This is a genomic window from Mesorhizobium sp. CNPSo 4670 (genome assembly GCF_057784235.1).
The window spans coordinates 1-17,383 of the sequence record NZ_JBWJFQ010000014.1; the positions used below are offsets into that span (position 1 = coordinate 1).

Annotated in this window: 19 protein-coding genes; 15 read left to right on the top strand and 4 right to left on the bottom strand. The window is 63.1% G+C overall.

The window, feature by feature from the left end:
* Positions 1-55 precede the first annotated feature (55 nt).
* The 8 genes from AC0ZT5_RS21855 (at position 56) to AC0ZT5_RS21890 (ending at position 6,101) form a co-directional block, all read left to right on the top strand.
* On the top strand, positions 56-463 hold the full coding sequence (locus AC0ZT5_RS21855; protein WP_488498128.1) for an endonuclease domain-containing protein: 408 nt from the start codon (positions 56-58) through the stop codon (positions 461-463).
* Positions 460-846, top strand: a complete 387-nt coding sequence (locus AC0ZT5_RS21860) for a VOC family protein (protein ID WP_488498129.1) — start codon at positions 460-462, stop codon at positions 844-846. The genes AC0ZT5_RS21855 and AC0ZT5_RS21860 overlap by 4 nt, the downstream gene beginning before the upstream one ends.
* Positions 847-852: 6 nt before the next feature.
* Entirely contained in the window at positions 853-1,344 is a 492-nt protein-coding gene (locus AC0ZT5_RS21865; RefSeq protein ID WP_488498130.1) for a GFA family protein, read from the top strand.
* Positions 1,341-1,817, top strand: a complete 477-nt coding sequence (locus AC0ZT5_RS21870; RefSeq protein WP_488498131.1) for a GFA family protein — start codon at positions 1,341-1,343, stop codon at positions 1,815-1,817. Before AC0ZT5_RS21865 ends, AC0ZT5_RS21870 begins: the two co-directional genes overlap by 4 nt.
* Complete coding sequence (gene pip / locus AC0ZT5_RS21875) at positions 1,814-2,770, top strand: prolyl aminopeptidase (protein ID WP_477287342.1); 957 nt, start codon at positions 1,814-1,816, stop codon at positions 2,768-2,770. The genes AC0ZT5_RS21870 and pip overlap by 4 nt, the downstream gene beginning before the upstream one ends.
* Positions 2,767-4,389 (top strand): citramalate synthase, encoded by a 1,623-nt coding sequence (gene cimA, locus AC0ZT5_RS21880; protein WP_488498132.1) that lies wholly within the window; start codon positions 2,767-2,769, stop codon positions 4,387-4,389. Before pip ends, cimA begins: the two co-directional genes overlap by 4 nt.
* A gap of 83 nt (positions 4,390-4,472) precedes the next feature.
* Positions 4,473-5,390: an EamA family transporter RarD gene (gene rarD / locus AC0ZT5_RS21885; protein WP_488498133.1), complete on the top strand. Its 918-nt coding sequence runs from the start codon at positions 4,473-4,475 to the stop codon at positions 5,388-5,390.
* Between the two features lie 9 nt (positions 5,391-5,399).
* Positions 5,400-6,101 (top strand): glutathione S-transferase, encoded by a 702-nt coding sequence (locus AC0ZT5_RS21890; protein ID WP_488498134.1) that lies wholly within the window; start codon positions 5,400-5,402, stop codon positions 6,099-6,101.
* Between the two features lie 18 nt (positions 6,102-6,119).
* On the opposite strand, the gene AC0ZT5_RS21895 is transcribed toward AC0ZT5_RS21890, so the two are convergent.
* The 3 genes from AC0ZT5_RS21895 to AC0ZT5_RS21905 form a co-directional block, all read right to left on the bottom strand.
* Entirely contained in the window at positions 6,120-7,118 is a 999-nt protein-coding gene (locus AC0ZT5_RS21895) for a transporter (protein WP_488498135.1), read from the bottom strand.
* Between the two features lie 150 nt (positions 7,119-7,268).
* A complete protein-coding gene (locus AC0ZT5_RS21900; RefSeq protein ID WP_488498136.1) occupies positions 7,269-9,578 on the bottom strand; it encodes a glycosyltransferase family 2 protein in 2,310 nt (769 codons plus the stop codon).
* 154 nt (positions 9,579-9,732) lie between these two features.
* Positions 9,733-10,023, bottom strand: coding sequence for a hypothetical protein (locus tag AC0ZT5_RS21905; RefSeq protein ID WP_488498137.1), 291 nt, complete (start codon positions 10,021-10,023; stop codon positions 9,733-9,735).
* 110 nt (positions 10,024-10,133) lie between these two features.
* Between AC0ZT5_RS21905 and AC0ZT5_RS21910 the strand changes: the two genes are divergently transcribed.
* The gene (locus AC0ZT5_RS21910; RefSeq protein WP_488498138.1) at positions 10,134-11,039 is read left to right on the top strand and encodes a LysR substrate-binding domain-containing protein; all 906 of its coding nucleotides are present in this window, start codon (positions 10,134-10,136) and stop codon (positions 11,037-11,039) included.
* A 61-nt stretch (positions 11,040-11,100) separates the two neighbouring features.
* Here AC0ZT5_RS21910 and AC0ZT5_RS21915 read toward each other — a convergent pair whose 3' ends face one another.
* Complete coding sequence (locus AC0ZT5_RS21915; protein WP_488498139.1) at positions 11,101-11,712, bottom strand: LOG family protein; 612 nt, start codon at positions 11,710-11,712, stop codon at positions 11,101-11,103.
* A 114-nt stretch (positions 11,713-11,826) separates the two neighbouring features.
* Between AC0ZT5_RS21915 and AC0ZT5_RS21920 the strand changes: the two genes are divergently transcribed.
* The 6 genes from AC0ZT5_RS21920 (at position 11,827) to AC0ZT5_RS21945 (ending at position 17,376) form a co-directional block, all read left to right on the top strand.
* Positions 11,827-13,299: a LysM peptidoglycan-binding domain-containing protein gene (locus tag AC0ZT5_RS21920; RefSeq protein WP_488498140.1), complete on the top strand. Its 1,473-nt coding sequence runs from the start codon at positions 11,827-11,829 to the stop codon at positions 13,297-13,299.
* A 234-nt stretch (positions 13,300-13,533) separates the two neighbouring features.
* Positions 13,534-14,427 carry a LysR family transcriptional regulator gene (locus AC0ZT5_RS21925; RefSeq protein WP_488498141.1) on the top strand — a complete coding sequence of 298 codons (894 nt, stop codon included), beginning with the start codon at positions 13,534-13,536 and terminating at the stop codon, positions 14,425-14,427.
* A gap of 129 nt (positions 14,428-14,556) precedes the next feature.
* The gene (locus AC0ZT5_RS21930; protein ID WP_488498142.1) at positions 14,557-15,393 is read left to right on the top strand and encodes an SDR family oxidoreductase; all 837 of its coding nucleotides are present in this window, start codon (positions 14,557-14,559) and stop codon (positions 15,391-15,393) included.
* Positions 15,394-15,418: 25 nt separating this feature from the next.
* Positions 15,419-15,802 (top strand): DUF1330 domain-containing protein, encoded by a 384-nt coding sequence (locus AC0ZT5_RS21935; protein ID WP_488498143.1) that lies wholly within the window; start codon positions 15,419-15,421, stop codon positions 15,800-15,802.
* Positions 15,803-15,890: 88 nt separating this feature from the next.
* Positions 15,891-16,964: an alpha/beta hydrolase family protein gene (locus AC0ZT5_RS21940; RefSeq protein ID WP_488498144.1), complete on the top strand. Its 1,074-nt coding sequence runs from the start codon at positions 15,891-15,893 to the stop codon at positions 16,962-16,964.
* A gap of 64 nt (positions 16,965-17,028) precedes the next feature.
* A complete protein-coding gene (locus AC0ZT5_RS21945; RefSeq protein WP_488498145.1) occupies positions 17,029-17,376 on the top strand; it encodes an ArsR/SmtB family transcription factor in 348 nt (115 codons plus the stop codon).
* The last annotated feature ends 7 nt before the right edge of the window (positions 17,377-17,383 follow it).

Sequence of the window (17,383 nt, forward strand, 5' to 3'; positions counted from 1 at the left end):
GGGGGAGATTGGCCATCATCCATGATTTCGCCAACCTTCAAAACGAGGGCGCCTGATGGGTCACGACCTCGTCCCGCCACGCCAGCGCAAGAATGCAAAATCCATGCGTCGTGTGATGACCGATGCCGAGCTGAAGCTCTGGAACGAGCTACGCGCGCACAGGCTGATGGGATTGAGCTTTCGACGGCAGGTGCCGATCGGACCCTACATCGTTGATTTTGCCTGCTCGGACAAAAAGCTGATTGTTGAGGTTGATGGCAGCCAGCATGCGGATGCTGGGCATGTCGAGCGCGATGCAGAACGCAGCACCTTTTTGAAGGGCAGCGGCTGGACCATCCTGCGCTTCTGGAACGACGACGTCATTCGCGATATCGACAATGTCTGCCAGCACATCGTGATCGAAGCCGGCCTTGCCGGTGCTGAAATGCAGGCGAGCGAACCAGCAAGGGAGTCCGTTCCATGATCGACCATCTCGGTATCACCGTTGCCGATTTCGATGCTTCGAAGGCTTTCTACGACAGGGCGATGGCGCCGCTGGGTGCCTCGCTGCTGTATATGGTGCCGCTGGAATACACCGGCGGCGCCAAGGTCGGCGGCTATGGCCGCGACCGGCCGGTGTTCTGGCTGAGTTCCGGCAAGGACAAGCCGAAAGACCACCAGCACGTCGCATTCACCGCGCGCAGCCGCGCCGAGGTCGATGCCTTCCATGCCGCGGCACTTGCCGCCGGCGGCAAGGATAATGGCGGGCCGGGCCTGCGCCCGCACTATCACCCGAACTACTATGGCGCCTTCGTCTTCGATCCCGACGGCAACAATGTCGAGGCCGTCTGCCATGCCCCGGAGTGAACCGCGATGAGCCTCGACAACCGGCCGATCTATACCGGCGGCTGCCAGTGCGGCGCGGTGCGCTTTCGCGTCGAGGGCAAGCTTGGCGACGCTTCCATCTGCCATTGCCGCATGTGCCAGAAGGCGTTCGGCTCGTTCTATGCGCCATTGGTTTCGGTGCGAGGCGCAAAGCTTGACTGGACGCGTGGCGAGCCCAAATATTTCCGCTCGTCCAGCCATGTCGATCGTGGTTTTTGCGCCAATTGCGGCACGCCGCTGACCTTCACCGCGCCGGACGGCGTTGGCCTCGCCATCGGTGCGTTCGACAATCCGGCGGAGATCGTGCCGCTGATCCAGTGGGGCACAGAGGCAAAGCTGCCCTATGTCGATGCGATCCCGCAATTGCCGGGCGAGGAGACGATGGCGGACATGTCGTCGGCCCCCTATCTGGCCGATCTCGTCTCCTACCAGCACCCGGACCATGACACCGAACAATGGCCGCCGAAGGAAAGATCATGACCGAGACATCAAGAACCGGCGGCTGCCAGTGCGGCGCGGTGCGCTTCCGCATCAAGGGGGCGCTCGGCCGGCCGTCGATTTGCCATTGCCGCATGTGCCAGAAGCAGTTCGGCTCGTTCTTCGGGGCGCTGGTAACGGTGCCCAGGGATGGCGTCGAATGGACCCATGAGGAGCCAAGCTATTTCCAGTCGTCGGTCAACATCGATCGTGGCTTCTGCGCCCGCTGCGGCACGCCGCTGACCTATCGGCAACCCGGCGGACTGGAGATCGCCATCGGTGCCTTCGACGACCGCTCCGATCTCGCCCCGCAAATCCAGGTGAACTACGCCGCGCGGCTGCCCTGGGTGGAGACGATCTTCGACCAGCCCGTCCACCAGGACCCCGATTTCTACGCCCGGCAGGAGCAGATCATCTCCTTCCAGCATCCCGACCACGAAACGGCGGACTGGCCGACCAAAGGTTTGCAGCTATGAGCAGTCGATTGCGCACCCTTTATCCCGAGATCGAGGCGTTCGAGTCCGGCATGCTCGATGTTGGCGACGGCCATCAGGTCTATTGGGAACGCTCCGGCACCAGGGGCGCCAAGCCGGCGGTGTTCCTGCATGGCGGGCCAGGCGGCACCATCTCGCCAAGACACCGGCGGCTGTTCGACCCAAAGCTTTACGACGTCATCCTGTTCGACCAGCGCGGCTGCGGAAAATCGACGCCCAACGCCTCCCTCGAAGCCAACACGACCTGGCATCTGGTCGCCGATATCGAACGCCTGCGTGAGATGGCCGGCTTCGACAAATGGCTGGTGTTCGGCGGTTCCTGGGGCTCGACCCTGGCGCTTGCCTATGCCGAGACCCATCCTGATCGCGTCAGCGAACTGGTGGTGCGCGGCATCTACACGCTGACGCGTGCGGAGCTCGAATGGTATTACCAGTTCGGCGTCTCGGAAATGTTCCCGGACAAATGGGAGCGGTTCCTGGCGCCGATCCCGGAGGCCGAGCGCGGCGACATGATGGCGGCTTACCGCAAGCGGCTGGTGGGCAGCGACCGCAAGGCGCAGATCGAGGCAGCCCGCGCCTGGAGCCTGTGGGAAGGCGAGACGATCACGCTTTTGCCCGACCCCGAAACCAGCGGGCCTTTTGGACAGGACGACTATGCCGTCGCCTTTGCCCGTATCGAAAACCATTATTTCGTCCATGCCGGCTGGCTGGAAGAGGGGCAGTTGCTGCGCGATGCCTGGAAACTGAGGGATATTCCCGGCACCATCGTCCATGGCCGCTACGACATGCCGTGCCCGGCGCGCTATGCCTGGGCGCTGCACAAGGCCTGGCCGAAGGCGGATTTTCACCTGATCGAGGGCGCCGGCCATGCCTATTCGGAGCCGGGCATCCTGGGTCAGCTGATCCGGGCGACGGACAGGTTTGCGGGCAAATGACTATGACCCGCGAGCGCCTCTATCTCTTCGACACCACCTTGCGCGACGGCCAGCAGACGCCGGGCATCGACTTTTCCGTCGAGGACAAGATCGCCATCGCAAAATTGCTCGACGCTTTCGGCCTCGACTATGTCGAGGGCGGCTATCCCGGCGCCAATCCGACAGACACCGCCTTCTTCCAGGAGAAGCGCACGACGCGCGCCAAATTCGTCGCCTTCGGCATGACCAAGCGGGCAGGGGTGTCGGCGTCGAACGATCCCGGCCTCGCAGCCCTTGTGCAATCGAAGTCGGACGCCATCTGCTTCGTCGCCAAGAGCTGGGACTACCACGTCCGCGTCGCGCTCGGCTGCACCAACGAGGAGAACCTCGACGCCATCAAGGCATCCGTCGAGGCGGCGATCGCCGCCGGCAAGGAGGCGATGGTAGATTGCGAGCATTTCTTCGATGGCTTCAAGGCCAATCCCGACTACGCCTTGGCTTGCGCCAGGACGGCCTTTGATGCTGGCGCGCAGTGGGTGGTGCTGTGCGACACCAATGGCGGCACGCAGCCGTCGGAAGTCCGCGCCATTGTCGGGCAGGTCATCGGCTCAGGCATCCCCGGCGGCAATCTCGGCATCCATGCCCATGACGACACCGGCCAGGCGGTCGCCAATTCGCTGGCCGCGGTCGAGGCTGGCGTGCGCCAGATCCAGGGCACGCTCAACGGCATCGGCGAGCGCTGCGGCAACGCCAACCTGATCTCGATAGTGCCGACCTTGGCACTGAAGCCGGCCTTCTCCACCCGCTTCGAGACAGGTATTTCGGCGGAAGCGCTCGCCGGCGTGTCCAGGCTGTCTCGCGCGTTCGACGAGCTCTTGAACCGTGCACCGGAAGCGCAGGCGCCCTATGTCGGCGCCTCGGCCTTCGCCACCAAGGCCGGCATCCATGCCTCCGCACTGGCCAAGGAGCCGGCGACCTATGAGCACGTGCCGCCGGAAGCGGTCGGCAACCGCCGCCGCGTCATGGTCTCCGACCAGGGCGGCAAGGCCAATTTTCTCGCCGAACTGAAGCGGCGCGGCATCGATGTGCCGAAGGACGACCACCGGCTCGATGCGCTGATTGCCGTGGTCAAGGAACGCGAGGCTGAAGGCTATGCCTATGAAGGGGCCGACGCCAGCTTCGAACTTCTGGCGCGCAAGATGCTGCACGGGTTGCCGGAGTTCTTCAACGTCACCTCGTTCCGCTGCATGGTAGAGCGCCGCTTCGACGCCAACGGCCAGCTGAAGACGGTGTCCGAGGCGATCGTGAAGGTGCTGGTCGACGGCGAGGAGAAGATGTCGGTGGCCGAGGGGCATGGCCCGGTCAACGCGCTCGACATCGCCCTGCGCAAGGATCTCGGCAAATTCCAGAACGAGATCGCCGACATGGAGCTTGCCGACTTCAAGGTGCGTATCCTCAATGGCGGCACGGAGGCGATCACCCGCGTGCTGATCGAATCGCATGACGGCACCGGCGCGCGCTGGTGGACGGTCGGCGTTTCCGAAAACATCATCGACGCCTCGTTCCAGGCGCTGATGGACTCCATCGTCTACAAGCTGATGAAGAACCGCGAGATGGCCGGGCTGGTGGCGGCGGAGTAGGGTTGAACCATCAGCGAAAGTCCGTTGATCCATCAGAACTTTGTGATGGTCTTGGCAAGGTGGCTGGGCCATAGCGTTGGCCCATGGCCACTGAAGCAACTGCCCTGGACACCGATTCAAAGGCCCGCCGAGGCTTTCTTTTGGCGCTGGGCGCCTATCTGCTGTGGGGAATGCTGCCCTTCTATATGAAGGCAGTTGCGCATTTGCCGCTCGCCGAAGTCATCGCCCACCGTATCGTCTGGTCGGTGCCGATCGCCGCGGCCGTTCTGGTCTGGGCCGGCCGCACGGCGGATTTCAAGGCCGCGCTTCGCTCACCCCGCACCATCGCCATGGCCGCGCTGACGGCGGCGCTGATTTCGGTCAACTGGGGTATCTATGTCTGGGCGATCGCCGTCGACCGCACCGTCGAGACCGCGCTCGGCTATTACATCAACCCACTGGTCAACGTCGTCGTCGGTGCGCTGCTGCTGGGCGAGCGTCTCGACCGGTTGCAGATCGCGGCGGTGGTGCTGGCGGCAGTCGCCGTCACGGTGCTGACCATCGAGGGCGGCAAGCTGCCCTGGGTGTCGCTGGCGCTGGCGTTTTCCTTCGCCGCCTACGGCTTCTTCCGCAAGACGCTGCCGATCGGCCCGAGCCAGGGTTTCCTGCTCGAAGTGCTCTTGCTGTCGGTGCCGGCCCTCGGTTACATCGCCTACCTGATCGCGACCGGGCAGGACCACATCGTGTCCGGCAGCGGTGCTGATACGGCATTGCTGATCGGCTGCGGTCCGGTCACATCGGTGCCGCTGCTGCTGTTCGCCTTCGGCGCCAAGCTGCTGCGCCTCTCGACCATCGGCATCATGCAATACATCGCGCCGACCATGGTGTTCCTGATCGCGGTCCTGATCTTCAACGAGCCTTTCGGCACCACCCAGGCCGTCGCCTTTGCTCTCATCTGGGCGGCATTGGCGATCTATTCCTGGTCGATGCTGACGAACGCGCGCAAGGCTTCTGTTCGGTAAGGAGTTTCGATGTACCTGCTGCATATCGCCAACAAGAACTATTCCTCATGGTCGCTGCGGCCATGGGTGCTCATGCGCGAGCTGGATATTCCGTTCGAGGAGCGGCTCACGCCATTTCCGACCGGATCGAGCTGGGATCTCTACCGGCCGTTCTCACCCAGCGGCCGGGTGCCCTGCTTGATAGACAACAGCCTGGTCGACGATGGCTGGGCGGTCTGGGATTCGCTTGCCATCGTCGAGTATCTGGCCGAGCGTCACCATGGCGTCTGGCCCGTCGAGGCCAAGGCGCGCGCCTGGGCGCGCTCGGCCGCCGCCGAAATGCATTCGAGTTTCACCGCATTGCGCGGCGCATGCCCGATGAGTTGCGGCGTGCGCGTCAAACCGTTCCCGATGTCCGATGCGCTGAAGCAGGATCTCTTCCGCCTCGGCGATCTCTGGAACGATGGTCTTGCCCGTTTCGGCGGGCCGTTTCTCGCCGGCGCGCATTTTACCGCCGTCGATGCCTTCTTTGCCGCTGTGGCGTTTCGGGCGCAGTCCTATGGGCTCACTTTCGAGGGGGCGGCTGCGGCCTATCCGGGACAGCTGCTCAATCTGCCGGCGATGCGGGAATGGTATGCGGCCGGCCTTGCCGAGACCTGGCGCGACCCGGACCACGAGGCGGAAATCCGTGCCGCCGGCACGATTGTCGAGGATCTTCGCGCTTCGGCATAAACAGTCACCCGGCTGCTGTTACAACCCGCGGCCAAGCCGCCTGACGAACAGATAGGTGGCGGCCGCGATAAACACCGAGACCGCGGTCACCACCCAGAAACCCATGGGCGTGTCGACCAACGGCAGCCCGCCGACATTCATGCCGAACAGGCCCGAGATGATGGTCATCGGCAGCAGCACCGCGGTCATGACAGAGAGTACATAGAGCAGCTGGTTCGACTGCATGGTCAGCTTGGCCATCAACTCGTCCTGCAACAGCCTTGTGCGCGCCTGCAACTGCTCGCCGTCATGATAGAGCGTATGCGCCCGCTGCGAGAGCCTGGCCGCCATGTCGTTGATCGGGTCAGGCAGCTCGTTGCGATGCGAATGGTCGAGATGCCGGAACAGATTGGTGATCGTCGCCATCTGCCGATGGATCACCACCAGCTGCCGGCGCGCCTCGACCAGCGCCTGTCGCTCATTGTGCCATGCATCGCGCACGACGCGGTCCTCGATGCCGTCGAGCGTGTCGCCCAGCTTGCCGAGCTCGACCGACATGCCGTCGAGCGACTGGCCCGTGACCGCCTCGATCAGCTCCGCCGGCGACCGGAATTTCCGCGATCCATTCTCAACCGCCTTGCGGACGGCATCGACCGATTCCAGCGGCTGCTTGCGAGCGCCAACCAGCATCGTCTCGTTGAAGGCAAAGCGGAAATGGACAAGCCCGCGCGCTTCCGAAAAGTCGTGTTTGAGATCCGGCAGATCGCCATAGAGCCAGCCATCCTCGAAGTCGATGTGACAGCCATGGCTTGGGGCAAGGAAGGCGTCGCGCACCGGCCCCGGCAAAGCTTTTTCAGCGCCGATCTCCTGGCGTGCATGCAGGTCGGTGATCTGATAGCTGCGCCAGGTCCAGCACGCCTGTGCCGGGTCCTTGGTGCGCAGGCCATCGGCGGTGAAATGATAGATGAAGAACAGCCCGTGCTCGTCGGGCAGGTAAGGCGACAGGTCGGTGCCTTTCGGGGCGAGAGCGACATCCATGGGCAGTACCAGATGCAGTTTTCGGACATGGCGCCGCGTGGCGGCAGCCTGACCGCGATTTCTAGCACGGACGAGTCCGCTTGCGTGTGACGGTTTCTTGACGGTCGATCACAGTCTGCCGATCACCGGCGTCGCTTTCGATCTTGCCCGTCATCTTCGGCGTACGAACGGGCCTCGCGCCCAACGCAATGGTGCGGTCAGCCGCCAACTGCGTGACGCAAGGATCGCGTCGCGTTCTGCGCGGAGAGCGTCTCGGTCGCGGACGAGCATGTCGCGTTGGAGGCTGAGGTCGTGGTTGGTGCGAACAAGTGCGTCATGGTCGAGTGTGAGGTCACGCGTCGTGACCGTCGGCTGCGGGTGTTCCTGCAGCGGCAGCCGGGCCAGGAGCCATTCGGAAATTGCTGCCGGAAGGGCCAGCGTTCCGTCCAATATCGGATTTGCCTCTGCCGATCCGGCGCTGAACAGGTGATGATAGTGGATGTGGACCAATCGCGCCCCGTCGGGTGCCGGCAGCCCAGCCAGGTTGTTGAGGGGAAAATTGTGCGTATCCGGCAAGATTCGCACGGAGTGGTTTCCCGCGACTGCCGCCAGCGAGAAGGCGGCCTGGCTTGTACCCCAGTAGGCGGTGGCCTCTCCGTGCAGAACCCCGGTCCCGGTGTTGTAGGTTGGCCCGTCAGCCCACGACTTCATATCCGCGGCCACCAATTGTCTGAAAATGTCTTCGGTGCGCTGGAAAAGCCCGCACGCCCTTTTTGCTACAAAAAGCCCGCCATTGTAGCTCGCCCGCACCGCCTGGCCACCGACCGTTGTGTGCACGATGGGCAGATGTTCATAGTCGACGCCAACAAGGGCGCACAACTTTCTCCAGTAGCTGTCGAAGGGGTCGCCAGGACCCGTCGTGCACATTCCCTTGACGTCTACAGGGCGCGCGGCGGCCGAACTTGCGCCCAATGAAAAATCGGGCTCGGCGACAAATATCGTATCGCTGTCGAGCTGCACAATGATTGCCGGCCCCGGCCGACGTTCGACGTGAGCAAGCGCGTGAATGCGATACGACGTGCCATATTGCGGGTAGTAACTCTCGATCTCGATCGGCAGATATTCGACATCCATCTGCTCGAGTTTGCGCAGCGTCGACACGGATGGGCGACGGCTGCTCCTTGGCGACACGACCGCTATCGGGCACCGCGAATAGGCACCGGCGAAACATCGTATGCTCTCGCACAGCAACAGGGCTTGCGCTTCGAGAATGCCCGCCTCGGCAATCAGGACAAATTCGACACTCTTTTCGGCGATGTCGCGCGCCTGGCCAGTCTCCCGCGGCAGGGCCGGCACACCCGGCGAGGGCGCCGGTGAAGACTCTATTTTCGCGGCTTCGCCGAGCCATTTCCCGGTCGCGCGCAACCGGGCCTTCAGGCCAGCCGCCAGCCGCTTCATCGCCGCTCTGGTCGCGGCACGCCGGTCGAGCGGCCAACACAGGGAACAGACCCTCAGCATCTCGTGTATCCGCAACGGCGGACTGGCCAGCATGCGGGCAACGAGGTCATGCGCCAGCTGCCTGGCGGCATCCGCATCCTCAGCCCGCTCGAACGGCCGGGCGGCGGCGAGGAAGACGCGAAGCACGGCAAGCAGCTTGCAGTAGGCGGCGGCGCGCCGCTCGACGGCGATCTCATGCCCACGGATGAATTCGGTCATATCGCGCGCGAAGGCGTCGTCATAAAGATCGTAGGTCAGGCCGAGCTTGGCCCAAAGCGCCTCGCGGATCGGATGCGTCCGGTTGCGCGCGTTCTTCGAGTGCCTCGTGCTCAGCCCTTGCGTGTTCAGCCGGTAGCGCGTCAGCGGCTCGGCAAGGTTTCGCGCCCGGCACAGAGGCAGCAGGGCAAAACACAGATAGTGATCATGCGATATCCACTGATCGGCCTTGTAACCCCCGACGGCCTCGAAGCCGCTACGGCGATATGCCATGGATGAATGATAGAATGGATTGTGGAACAGGATGGTCCACCGGATCGCAAGATCCGTTTCGGGCATCAACTGCCCGCCGACGACGCGGTCGGCTTCGTCGATCAACGTTACGGCGTTTCCGACGAGGCCAAGCTCGGGGTCCTCGTCCAGCGCGGCGACCAGCCGCCCGACATGCGTCGGCTCGGCAATGTCATCGCAATCCAGACGCAGAATGATGTCGCCGCGGGCCGCCTCGATGCCGCGGTTGGCGGCGGCGGCCGGGCCAAGATTGGTGGGATTGGTCACGATTTGTATGCGCGGATCGCGGCGTGCCAGTGCCTCGAAGACCGCGTCGTCGCCCGTCGCGTCATCGACGATCACAAGCTCAAGATCGCGGAACTCCTGGGCTAGGATGCTGTCGACCGCCGCGTCGAGGAAACGCTGGTCGGTGTAGACGGTCATGACGACGGAGGCGCGTGGAGCGAGATCTGTTCGCGTCTCGGATCTGTTCTCCAAAGTTTGTCCCCCTGCCGATGTTCCCCGATAGCCAACTCGCCCGCGAGCCGCAAACGGAAATCGCTACAGGCCGAGCTTGCTCACCGGATCCGGCGAACGTCTTGGAGGGAGAGCGGGCGGCAAGCTTGGCCGACCGCCGTGGCTCCTGCGTCCGTCAGCGCTTAGGGCCGAAGCCTGGATAAGGGTTGAGCGTGACGATGGCGGCAATGTCCATCATGCCGGCCTTGACCAGCGGCAAGGTGGCGAGGTGGTGGCGCACATCTGCGTCGCTGCCGGCCTCGAACATCATGCCGCTGCCCGGGATGTCGCCTCGGTTCCACACCTGTCGCACCGCGCCTTCGGCATAGAGCGTGCGCCGCTGCTCGGCCTCGCCGGGCAGCAGCGGCGCGAAATCGGCATCGCTGAACTTTTCGGTGTTGCGGGTGAGAAGGGCAAAGAACTGCATGGCGGTCTCCTTTGGTTGGGAACGACCCAACTATCACCGCGGCTAGCCAGACTGTCCAAGACTGAATAGGATAAAGTTGAGACCTTGAAGGACTTACTGCCTCGGAGAAAATGTTCGACCTGCGCCAGCTCCGCTATTTCGTCACCGTCGCCGAAACCGGCAATGTCGGCCGCGCCGCCGAGATGCTGCATATTTCGCAATCGCCGCTCAGCCGGCAGATCATGCAGCTCGAGGAGCAGCTTGGCGTTCCCCTGTTTGAAAGAGCCAAGCAACGGGTCCATCTCAACGCCGAGGGCCGCGCCTTCCTCACCGAGGCGCGCTCGCTGCTGTCCAACGCGCGACGATTGGAGGAGTTTGGCCGCAACCTGGCCAGCGGCGCCGTCGGCCGTCTCGCCATCGGCTATGTCGAAGGCGCCGTGCATGCCGGGCTTGTCGCCGGGATGCTGCGTCAGTTCCGCCGCGAACGGCCGGATTTTCACCTTCAGCTACGAAGCCTGCGGTCGGCGGCGCAACTGGAGGGGCTTAGGCAGCGCTCGCTCGACCTTGGTTTCGTCTATTCGCCACCGGCTGACAATGACCCTGACATCGCCGCCATCTCGCTGCGCTGTGAGCCGCTGGTGCTGGCGATTCCCGAAGATGATTCGCTTGTGGGGTTGTCGGACATCAGGCCGCACCACCTCGACGGCCGCACCTGGATCACCGTCGTGCGCCAACCTGACGACACCAACCGTGGCCAGTTCCTGGCTGCTTGCGCCAAGGCCGGCTTTCTGCCCGACATCGCTTATGAGACGGCAGATCCGTTGACCTCGCTCGGCCTGGTCAGCGCCGGTCTTGGCCTGGCCACGGTGCAGGCCAGCCTGCGTGCCGCCGCACCATCGCGGATCGTGTTTCGCGACCTGCCATGGTTCGAGCGAACGGTTTCCATCCATCTTGCCTGGCGGCGTCACGACCGCCGCGCGGTGATAGCCGGCTTGCGGGAGGCAGCCGGGGAAGAGGGTAGGGCAGTAGGGCAGTAGGGCAGTAGGGCATCGCTCTAGGCTTTCACATACTGCCTTACTGCCCTACTCCCTTATTCCCCTACATCTTGTCGATCACCGACTGCATGCCCTCTGTCGGGGCGTCGACCGAGGAGCCTGCCACCATGATGGCGGCGACGATTGCCTCGGGGTCGTTGACGACCAGCGGCTTGACCCGTTGCGCGGTGTGGATGAAGCCCTCGGCGGCCATGTGGTCGAGCAGCGCCAGCATCGGATCCCAGAATCCGCCGATATTGGCGAACACGATCGGCTTGCGGTGATGGCCGAGCTGGCCCCAGGTCATGACCTCGACGATCTCCTCGACCGTGCCGATGCCGCCCGGCAGCGCCACAAAGGCGTCGGATTTTTCGAACATCCTGTGTTTGCGCTCGTGCATGTTGTCGGTGATTACGAGTTCGTCGAGCCGGTCAAGCGCGGTTTCGGTCGCCTCCTTGTTGATCAGGAAGCGCGGAATGATGCCCGTCACCTTGCCGCCGGCACGCAAGGCGCCCTCGGCGACGGCGCCCATGATGCCTTTGGTGCCGCCGCCGTAAATCAGCCTGAGGCCGGAGCGCGCAATCGAGCGCCCAAGCAGGTGACCGGCCTTGGCATAGGTTTCATCGCGGCCCGGAGACGAGCCGCAATAGACGCAGACGGATCGAATCGTGTTCATACCGATGATTGGTGATTGGGTCTGAAAGCGGGGTCAAGCCCGGGGCGGGCTTTTTCTTGTCGGCTTTGGCAAAACAGGCTAGACCGGCATTAGGTGGCTAAGGGGTAGGGAAATATGGCAATTAATCCACTGAAGGCGTTCTTGTTCGCAGCGGGTGGGACCGTTGCGGCCGCAGGAACCGCCTATGTATCGGGCGCACTCGACCCATATCTCAATCGCACGCCGCCGGCGGAAGTGGCAGCACTGACCCCACCCGCGGCGCCGAAACCAGCCGATCCCGGCACGGAATCGCGGCTGCCGCCAGCGGCGGTGCCGGCCGCTCCCGGCGCGGCGCCTCAGGCAACGGCCCCGGCCGCACCGGCAACGGATGCGGCGGCTCCAGCCGCGCCCGCAACGGATGCGGCGGCGCCCGCTGCGGCCGGTCCGATCGTGCCGACCTTCGATGTGGTGCGCGTCGAGAGCAATGGCTCGATCGTCATTGCCGGCAATGCGGCGCCCAATTCCAAGGTTGAGATCCTCAACGGCGCCACCGTGCTCGGCTCGACTGCCGCCGGCCCCGATGGCGCCTTTGTCATCGTGCTCGACGATCCGCTGAAACCCGGCGACTACACAATCGCATTGCGCGCCACCACCGGCGATGTCGTGACCGCCTCGGCGCAAACCGCCGTCGTCTCGGTTCCCAAGGATGCGGCGGGCCAGGTGCTAGCCATGGTCGAAGAGCCCGGCAAGCCGGCCGAACTGCTGACCGTTCCGGCGCCCGAGACAAAGCCGGCCGCACCGGCTGCCGGCGACCAGGCTGCCGCCCCGGCGGCTCCTGCGCCAGCCGTGGTTGCGGCAGCACCCGCTCCGGCGGCACCGGCTACGCCGCCCGCCGGATCAGTGGCCGAACCGAAGATCGTCGTCGAAGCGGTCGAAATCGACGGCAAAAAGATCTTTGTCGCCGGTCTCGCCGATGCCGGCCGCAAGGTGCGCGCCTATGCCAATGACATCCTGCTTGGCGACGCGCAGACGTCGCCGGACGGTCATTTCCTGGTCGAGGCGAAGCGCGACATTCCGGTCGGCAGCTACACTATCCATGTCGACGGTCTCGATGCCGACGGGGTGACAGTTGTGGCCCGCGCCGCCGTACCGTTCGAGCGCGAGCCGGGTGATTCGGTCGCCGCCGTGGCGCCCGCCGAAGCAAAGCCGGCCGCGCCTGCCGTCGCAGGCGCCGCTCCGGCGGAATCCGCATCGGCTCCTGCTGCACCGGCCACGACGCCCGCTCCCGCCACCGACGCTGGGGGAGTTGTGGCTGCGGCAACGCCGCCAGGCGATGTGCCCGAGACGGTGGCGCCCAAGCTCGAGCATGCCAGCAGTGCCGTCATCATTCGCCGCAACGATACGCTTTGGCGGATTTCGCGGCGCGTCTACGGCCATGGCGTGCGCTACTCGACCATCTACCTCGCCAACCAGGATCAGATCAGCGATCCCGACCGCATCTGGCCCGGGCAGGTGTTCAAGGTTCCGGAAAAGTCGAAGGAAGGCGAAGCCGCCGACCTCAAGGCGATGGGCGAGCAGGCGACGACGGCTCCGCCCAAGACCAAGTGATTGCATTGAGCGCGCTCGCCTCCACCGCGAGGCGAGCTGAGTCCCTGCACAAGAAAGGACTTCTGGTTCGGTGTTGAACCGCCGGCGGTGTCGCGCGGGCTGGCGACCCAATCCTGTTTCGTCATCAATCCCGGGCGCTTCGGCCGTGATCGGTTCGGCGTCCAACAAATAGCCGAGGACGAACATGCCGATTGGGCGCTATAAACGGCGCGTTGTCAGAAACAGGACTTATAAATGAGAAAAGGCGACTTCAGCGAGTTGGCCATGTTTATCGCGGTCGCCGAAGAGGGAAGCTTTACACGTGCCGCTGCGAAGCTTGGCCTGTCCCAGTCGGCACTCAGCTATGCCGTCCGCATGCTCGAGGAGCGGCTCAAAGTCAGATTGATCTCGCGAACGACACGCAGCCTGTCGTTGACCGACGCAGGAGAAAGGCTGCTTCACAGCCTGCGTCCGGCATTCGACCATATCGACAATGAAATCGCTCAGCTCACCGCCCTTCGTGACAAGCCTGCGGGCACGATCCGCATCACGACCTTCCGCCATGCGGCAAGAACGGTGCTATGGCCCGTCCTGCTGAAGCTCCTGCCGGAATATCCAGACATCGCTGTCGAGATCAATGTCGATGAAGGGCTGACCGACATCGTTGCCGGTCGATTTGACGCGGGCATCCGCGTCGGCGAGCAGGTCGAGAAGGATATGGTTGCGGTCCGGGTGAGCGCCGACATCCGCATGGCGGTGGTCGGTTCCCCACCGTATTTTGCCACTCGCGAGATTCCCCAAACGCCGCGCGATTTGAGCAACCACAATTGCGTCAGCTACCGGCAGGGCGCAGGGGGTGGGCTCTATGCCTGGGAGTTCGAGCGCGACGGCGTCGAGCTTGAGGTCCGGGTCAGCGGGTCGCTCGTCATCAACGACAACGAGATGCTGGCAAACGCAGCCCTCGGCGGACTGGGGCTGGTCTATACTTTCGAAACGCAAATCGCCCAGCATGTTGCAGATGGACGCCTGGTCCGTGTGCTGGAGGATTGGTGCCCGCCATTCTCCGGCTACCACCTCTATTATCCAAGCAGACGACAACAAACCCCGGCCTTCGCCGTCCTGGTCGAAGCGCTCCGCTACAAAGGGTAGTGGTTTTCGACTAGCGTCATCGCGATGACGCATTTATCGATCCCATTTCTAAGTTCATGCAGATAATAGCGTCTAATCAGGATAAGCTGCGCGGTCTATCTCCCGTCTATCGAAGACAAGGAGTTGGATATGAGCAAGGTCTGGTTCATCACGGGTGCCGGCAGCGGCATCGGCGCCGCCACCGCCAGGGCGGCACTGAAGGCAGGCGATCGGGTGATCGCGACTGCCCGCAATCTCGATAAGGTCCGCAATGCGCTGAGCGATGTCGCAGGCGACAGGCTCGTGTGCGTCCAGTTGGACGTCGCCAACGAGGCGCAGGCGAGGGCTGCGGTCGATGAGGCGATGAAGGTCTTTGGACGCATCGACGTCCTGGTCAACAATGCCGGCTACAGCCTGCTCGGCAATTTCGAGGAGTTGAGCACCGCCCAGATCGAGGGACTGATCTCGACCAATCTGTACGGCGTCATCCACGTCATGCGCGCGGTTCTTCCGATCATGCGCAAACAACGCTCGGGCCGGATCATCAACATCAGTTCGCTTGCCGGCATAATGGGCTTCAAGCATTGCGGCGCCTACAGCGCTGCCAAATTCGCGGTCGAAGGCCTTTCCCTCTCGGTGGCGCAGGAGGTCGAACAGTTCGGCATCAAGATCGTGGTGGTCGCGCCGGGCTTCTTCCGTACGGACCTCCTCGATGCGCAGAACGCCAAATACAGCGCCAGCACGATCGAGGACTACGCGGCTGAAGGGACTGCCCAAGACATGTGGTCTGGCTATGACGGCAAACAGCAAGGTGATCCCGCCAAGCTCGGCGCCGTCTTCGTCAAACTTGCCGGGATGGAGAATCCGCCGAGGCAGTTCCTGGCCGGCAGCGACGCCTTTGCGGCGTTCAAGCCGGTCCTCGAAGGGCGTCTTGAGGAACTGAGTGTTTACGAGGATCTGTCCAGGTCGACAGACGGCTCATTCTAGCCCCCAAAGCCAAAGGAATTATACAATGAAGAAACTCGCCATCGGCGCGGCTGCGGCCACGGCCGTCACCATCGCTCTCGCGGCAACAGGCTACGCGCAGAACACACAGCCGCCCGGCTACATGATCGCCAACTACACGGTCAAGGATCAGGCGGGCTACCGGAGATACATGGAAGAGGCGGGCCCGCTTGCTCCGAAATACGGCGGCAAGATCATCGTCTTCAACCTCAACGCGACCGCTGTGGAGGGCCAGCCGAAAAAGGTCATGGCCATAGCCGAGTTTCCAAGCCTGGCCGACGCCCAGCGCTTCTACAATTCTCCCGAATATACGGCCGCGAGGAAGTTCCGCGTCGCCGCGACCGAAGGCACGGTTGTCATCACGGAAGGGTTTGTCCCTCCGCAGCCATAACGAGCGAATAGAGCGGGCAATACCGAGCATGTCCTCGCCTCAAATCCCAGCGGACATCGACCTCTCAACAACCATCAAGGAGGCCCACATGGGCAACCAGCGCGACAATTCTGTTCAGCAGGAAGGCGGCGCTCTCTCGAATGACCGCCGACAGCTTCTGAAAGCCGGGGTGGCGCTTGCCGCTCTCCCTGTCATCGCAGCCTCGTCCGCAGTTGCGACGGCTGCGAACAATCAAACGCAAACGGGTGCAACCATGACCGATGCCAAATCCAAAGAGTTCATCAATGGCCTTGCCGATTTGATGGCACACTCAACCCGCACGCCGATCCTGAGGTGGCCGAATGAATACGGCATGGAATACGAGGAGATCTTCTTTCCGGCGATGGATGGCGTGACGATCGAGGGTTGGTTCATCCCTGCCCAGTCGGACAGGTTGCTCATCTTCAATCACCCCATGCCCTGCAATCGCTACGGCTATCCGGGGCAACTGGAGCCGTGGAAAAATTTCGGCGGCTTCGAAGTGAATTTCCTGCCGGAATACAAGCTCCTGCATGATGCGGGCTACAACATCATCACCTACGACATGCGCAACCACGGCCGCAGCGGAATGGGCAGCGGCGGCATCAATGGCCACGGCGTGCTGGAGTATCGCGACGTCATCGGATCGCTGCGTTACGCGAAATCCCGGCCCGATACCAAGGACATGAAGACGGCCCTTTACAGCCGTTGCCTTGGAGCCAATGCCACCATCGTGGGCATGAAGAAGCATCCGGAGGAATTCAGACACATCAAGGCGATGATCGCCTTGCAGCCTGTCACGCCTGCTGTATTCGTCGAAACTGCTGTCGAGAACCAGAAAATCGCCAATGGCCTTGATCTGTTCGACGTTGCTTTCCACAAGCGGACCGGCTTCCATCTCGCCGACGTCTGGCCGATGGACTATGCCAGGGCAGTGACTGTTCCGACGCTCGTCGCGCAGGTTCGCAATGATTTCCTGACCAAGACCTCCAATGTGCAGGAAATTTACGACACCATCTCCTCCGAGGACAAGAAACTCTTCTGGATCGAAGGGACAGACCAGCGTTTCGAAGGATATAACTACTTCGGAAAAAACCCCCAGCTGGTGCTCGATTGGTTCAGCTCTCACATTCCAACGGCCTAGCAGCCAAATCTGCCCAAAAGGGCAGCTTGCCGCAGAACCGGTCATCGTTTATCGCCGATGGACGATGACCGAATCCCCCTCCGAAACAGACGGATGCCGCTCCGCGCCGGCCAACTGCGCGCCGGACAGCCGCGCCGTTGCCGCGCGGCTTGCCGCGTTATCCCACCCGGCACGCATCGAAATCATAAAGCACCTGTCAGCCAGCAACTCCTGTTGCTGCCGTGAAGTCGTCGATCGTTTCGATCTGGCGCAGTCCACCGTGTCACAACACCTGAAGATACTGGTCGAGGCCGGGCTGGTCCGCTTCGAGCCCGATCGCCAGCGCTCGCGCTATGCGGTCGACCACGCCGCGCTTGCCGATGTTTCCGCGTCGGTCGCCGCGCTCGTCAATTCCTGCTGCTCCGGCCGCTGAAAGTAAG

What these genes read in the sequence shown, in the direction of transcription:
- AC0ZT5_RS21855 (WP_488498128.1), top strand. Translation starts at nt 56, where the DNA reads ATGGGTCACGACCTCGTCCCGCCACGCCAGCGCAAGAATGCAAAATCC.
- AC0ZT5_RS21860 (WP_488498129.1), top strand. Translation starts at nt 460, where the DNA reads ATGATCGACCATCTCGGTATCACCGTTGCCGATTTCGATGCTTCGAAG.
- AC0ZT5_RS21865 (WP_488498130.1), top strand. Translation starts at nt 853, where the DNA reads ATGAGCCTCGACAACCGGCCGATCTATACCGGCGGCTGCCAGTGCGGC.
- AC0ZT5_RS21870 (WP_488498131.1), top strand. Translation starts at nt 1,341, where the DNA reads ATGACCGAGACATCAAGAACCGGCGGCTGCCAGTGCGGCGCGGTGCGC.
- pip (WP_477287342.1), top strand. Translation starts at nt 1,814, where the DNA reads ATGAGCAGTCGATTGCGCACCCTTTATCCCGAGATCGAGGCGTTCGAG.
- cimA (WP_488498132.1), top strand. Translation starts at nt 2,767, where the DNA reads ATGACTATGACCCGCGAGCGCCTCTATCTCTTCGACACCACCTTGCGC.
- rarD (WP_488498133.1), top strand. Translation starts at nt 4,473, where the DNA reads ATGGCCACTGAAGCAACTGCCCTGGACACCGATTCAAAGGCCCGCCGA.
- AC0ZT5_RS21890 (WP_488498134.1), top strand. Translation starts at nt 5,400, where the DNA reads ATGTACCTGCTGCATATCGCCAACAAGAACTATTCCTCATGGTCGCTG.
- AC0ZT5_RS21895 (WP_488498135.1), bottom strand. Translation starts at nt 7,118, where the DNA reads ATGGATGTCGCTCTCGCCCCGAAAGGCACCGACCTGTCGCCTTACCTG.
- AC0ZT5_RS21905 (WP_488498137.1), bottom strand. Translation starts at nt 10,023, where the DNA reads ATGCAGTTCTTTGCCCTTCTCACCCGCAACACCGAAAAGTTCAGCGAT.
- AC0ZT5_RS21910 (WP_488498138.1), top strand. Translation starts at nt 10,134, where the DNA reads ATGTTCGACCTGCGCCAGCTCCGCTATTTCGTCACCGTCGCCGAAACC.
- AC0ZT5_RS21915 (WP_488498139.1), bottom strand. Translation starts at nt 11,712, where the DNA reads ATGAACACGATTCGATCCGTCTGCGTCTATTGCGGCTCGTCTCCGGGC.
- AC0ZT5_RS21920 (WP_488498140.1), top strand. Translation starts at nt 11,827, where the DNA reads ATGGCAATTAATCCACTGAAGGCGTTCTTGTTCGCAGCGGGTGGGACC.
- AC0ZT5_RS21925 (WP_488498141.1), top strand. Translation starts at nt 13,534, where the DNA reads ATGAGAAAAGGCGACTTCAGCGAGTTGGCCATGTTTATCGCGGTCGCC.
- AC0ZT5_RS21930 (WP_488498142.1), top strand. Translation starts at nt 14,557, where the DNA reads ATGAGCAAGGTCTGGTTCATCACGGGTGCCGGCAGCGGCATCGGCGCC.
- AC0ZT5_RS21935 (WP_488498143.1), top strand. Translation starts at nt 15,419, where the DNA reads ATGAAGAAACTCGCCATCGGCGCGGCTGCGGCCACGGCCGTCACCATC.
- AC0ZT5_RS21940 (WP_488498144.1), top strand. Translation starts at nt 15,891, where the DNA reads ATGGGCAACCAGCGCGACAATTCTGTTCAGCAGGAAGGCGGCGCTCTC.
- AC0ZT5_RS21945 (WP_488498145.1), top strand. Translation starts at nt 17,029, where the DNA reads ATGACCGAATCCCCCTCCGAAACAGACGGATGCCGCTCCGCGCCGGCC.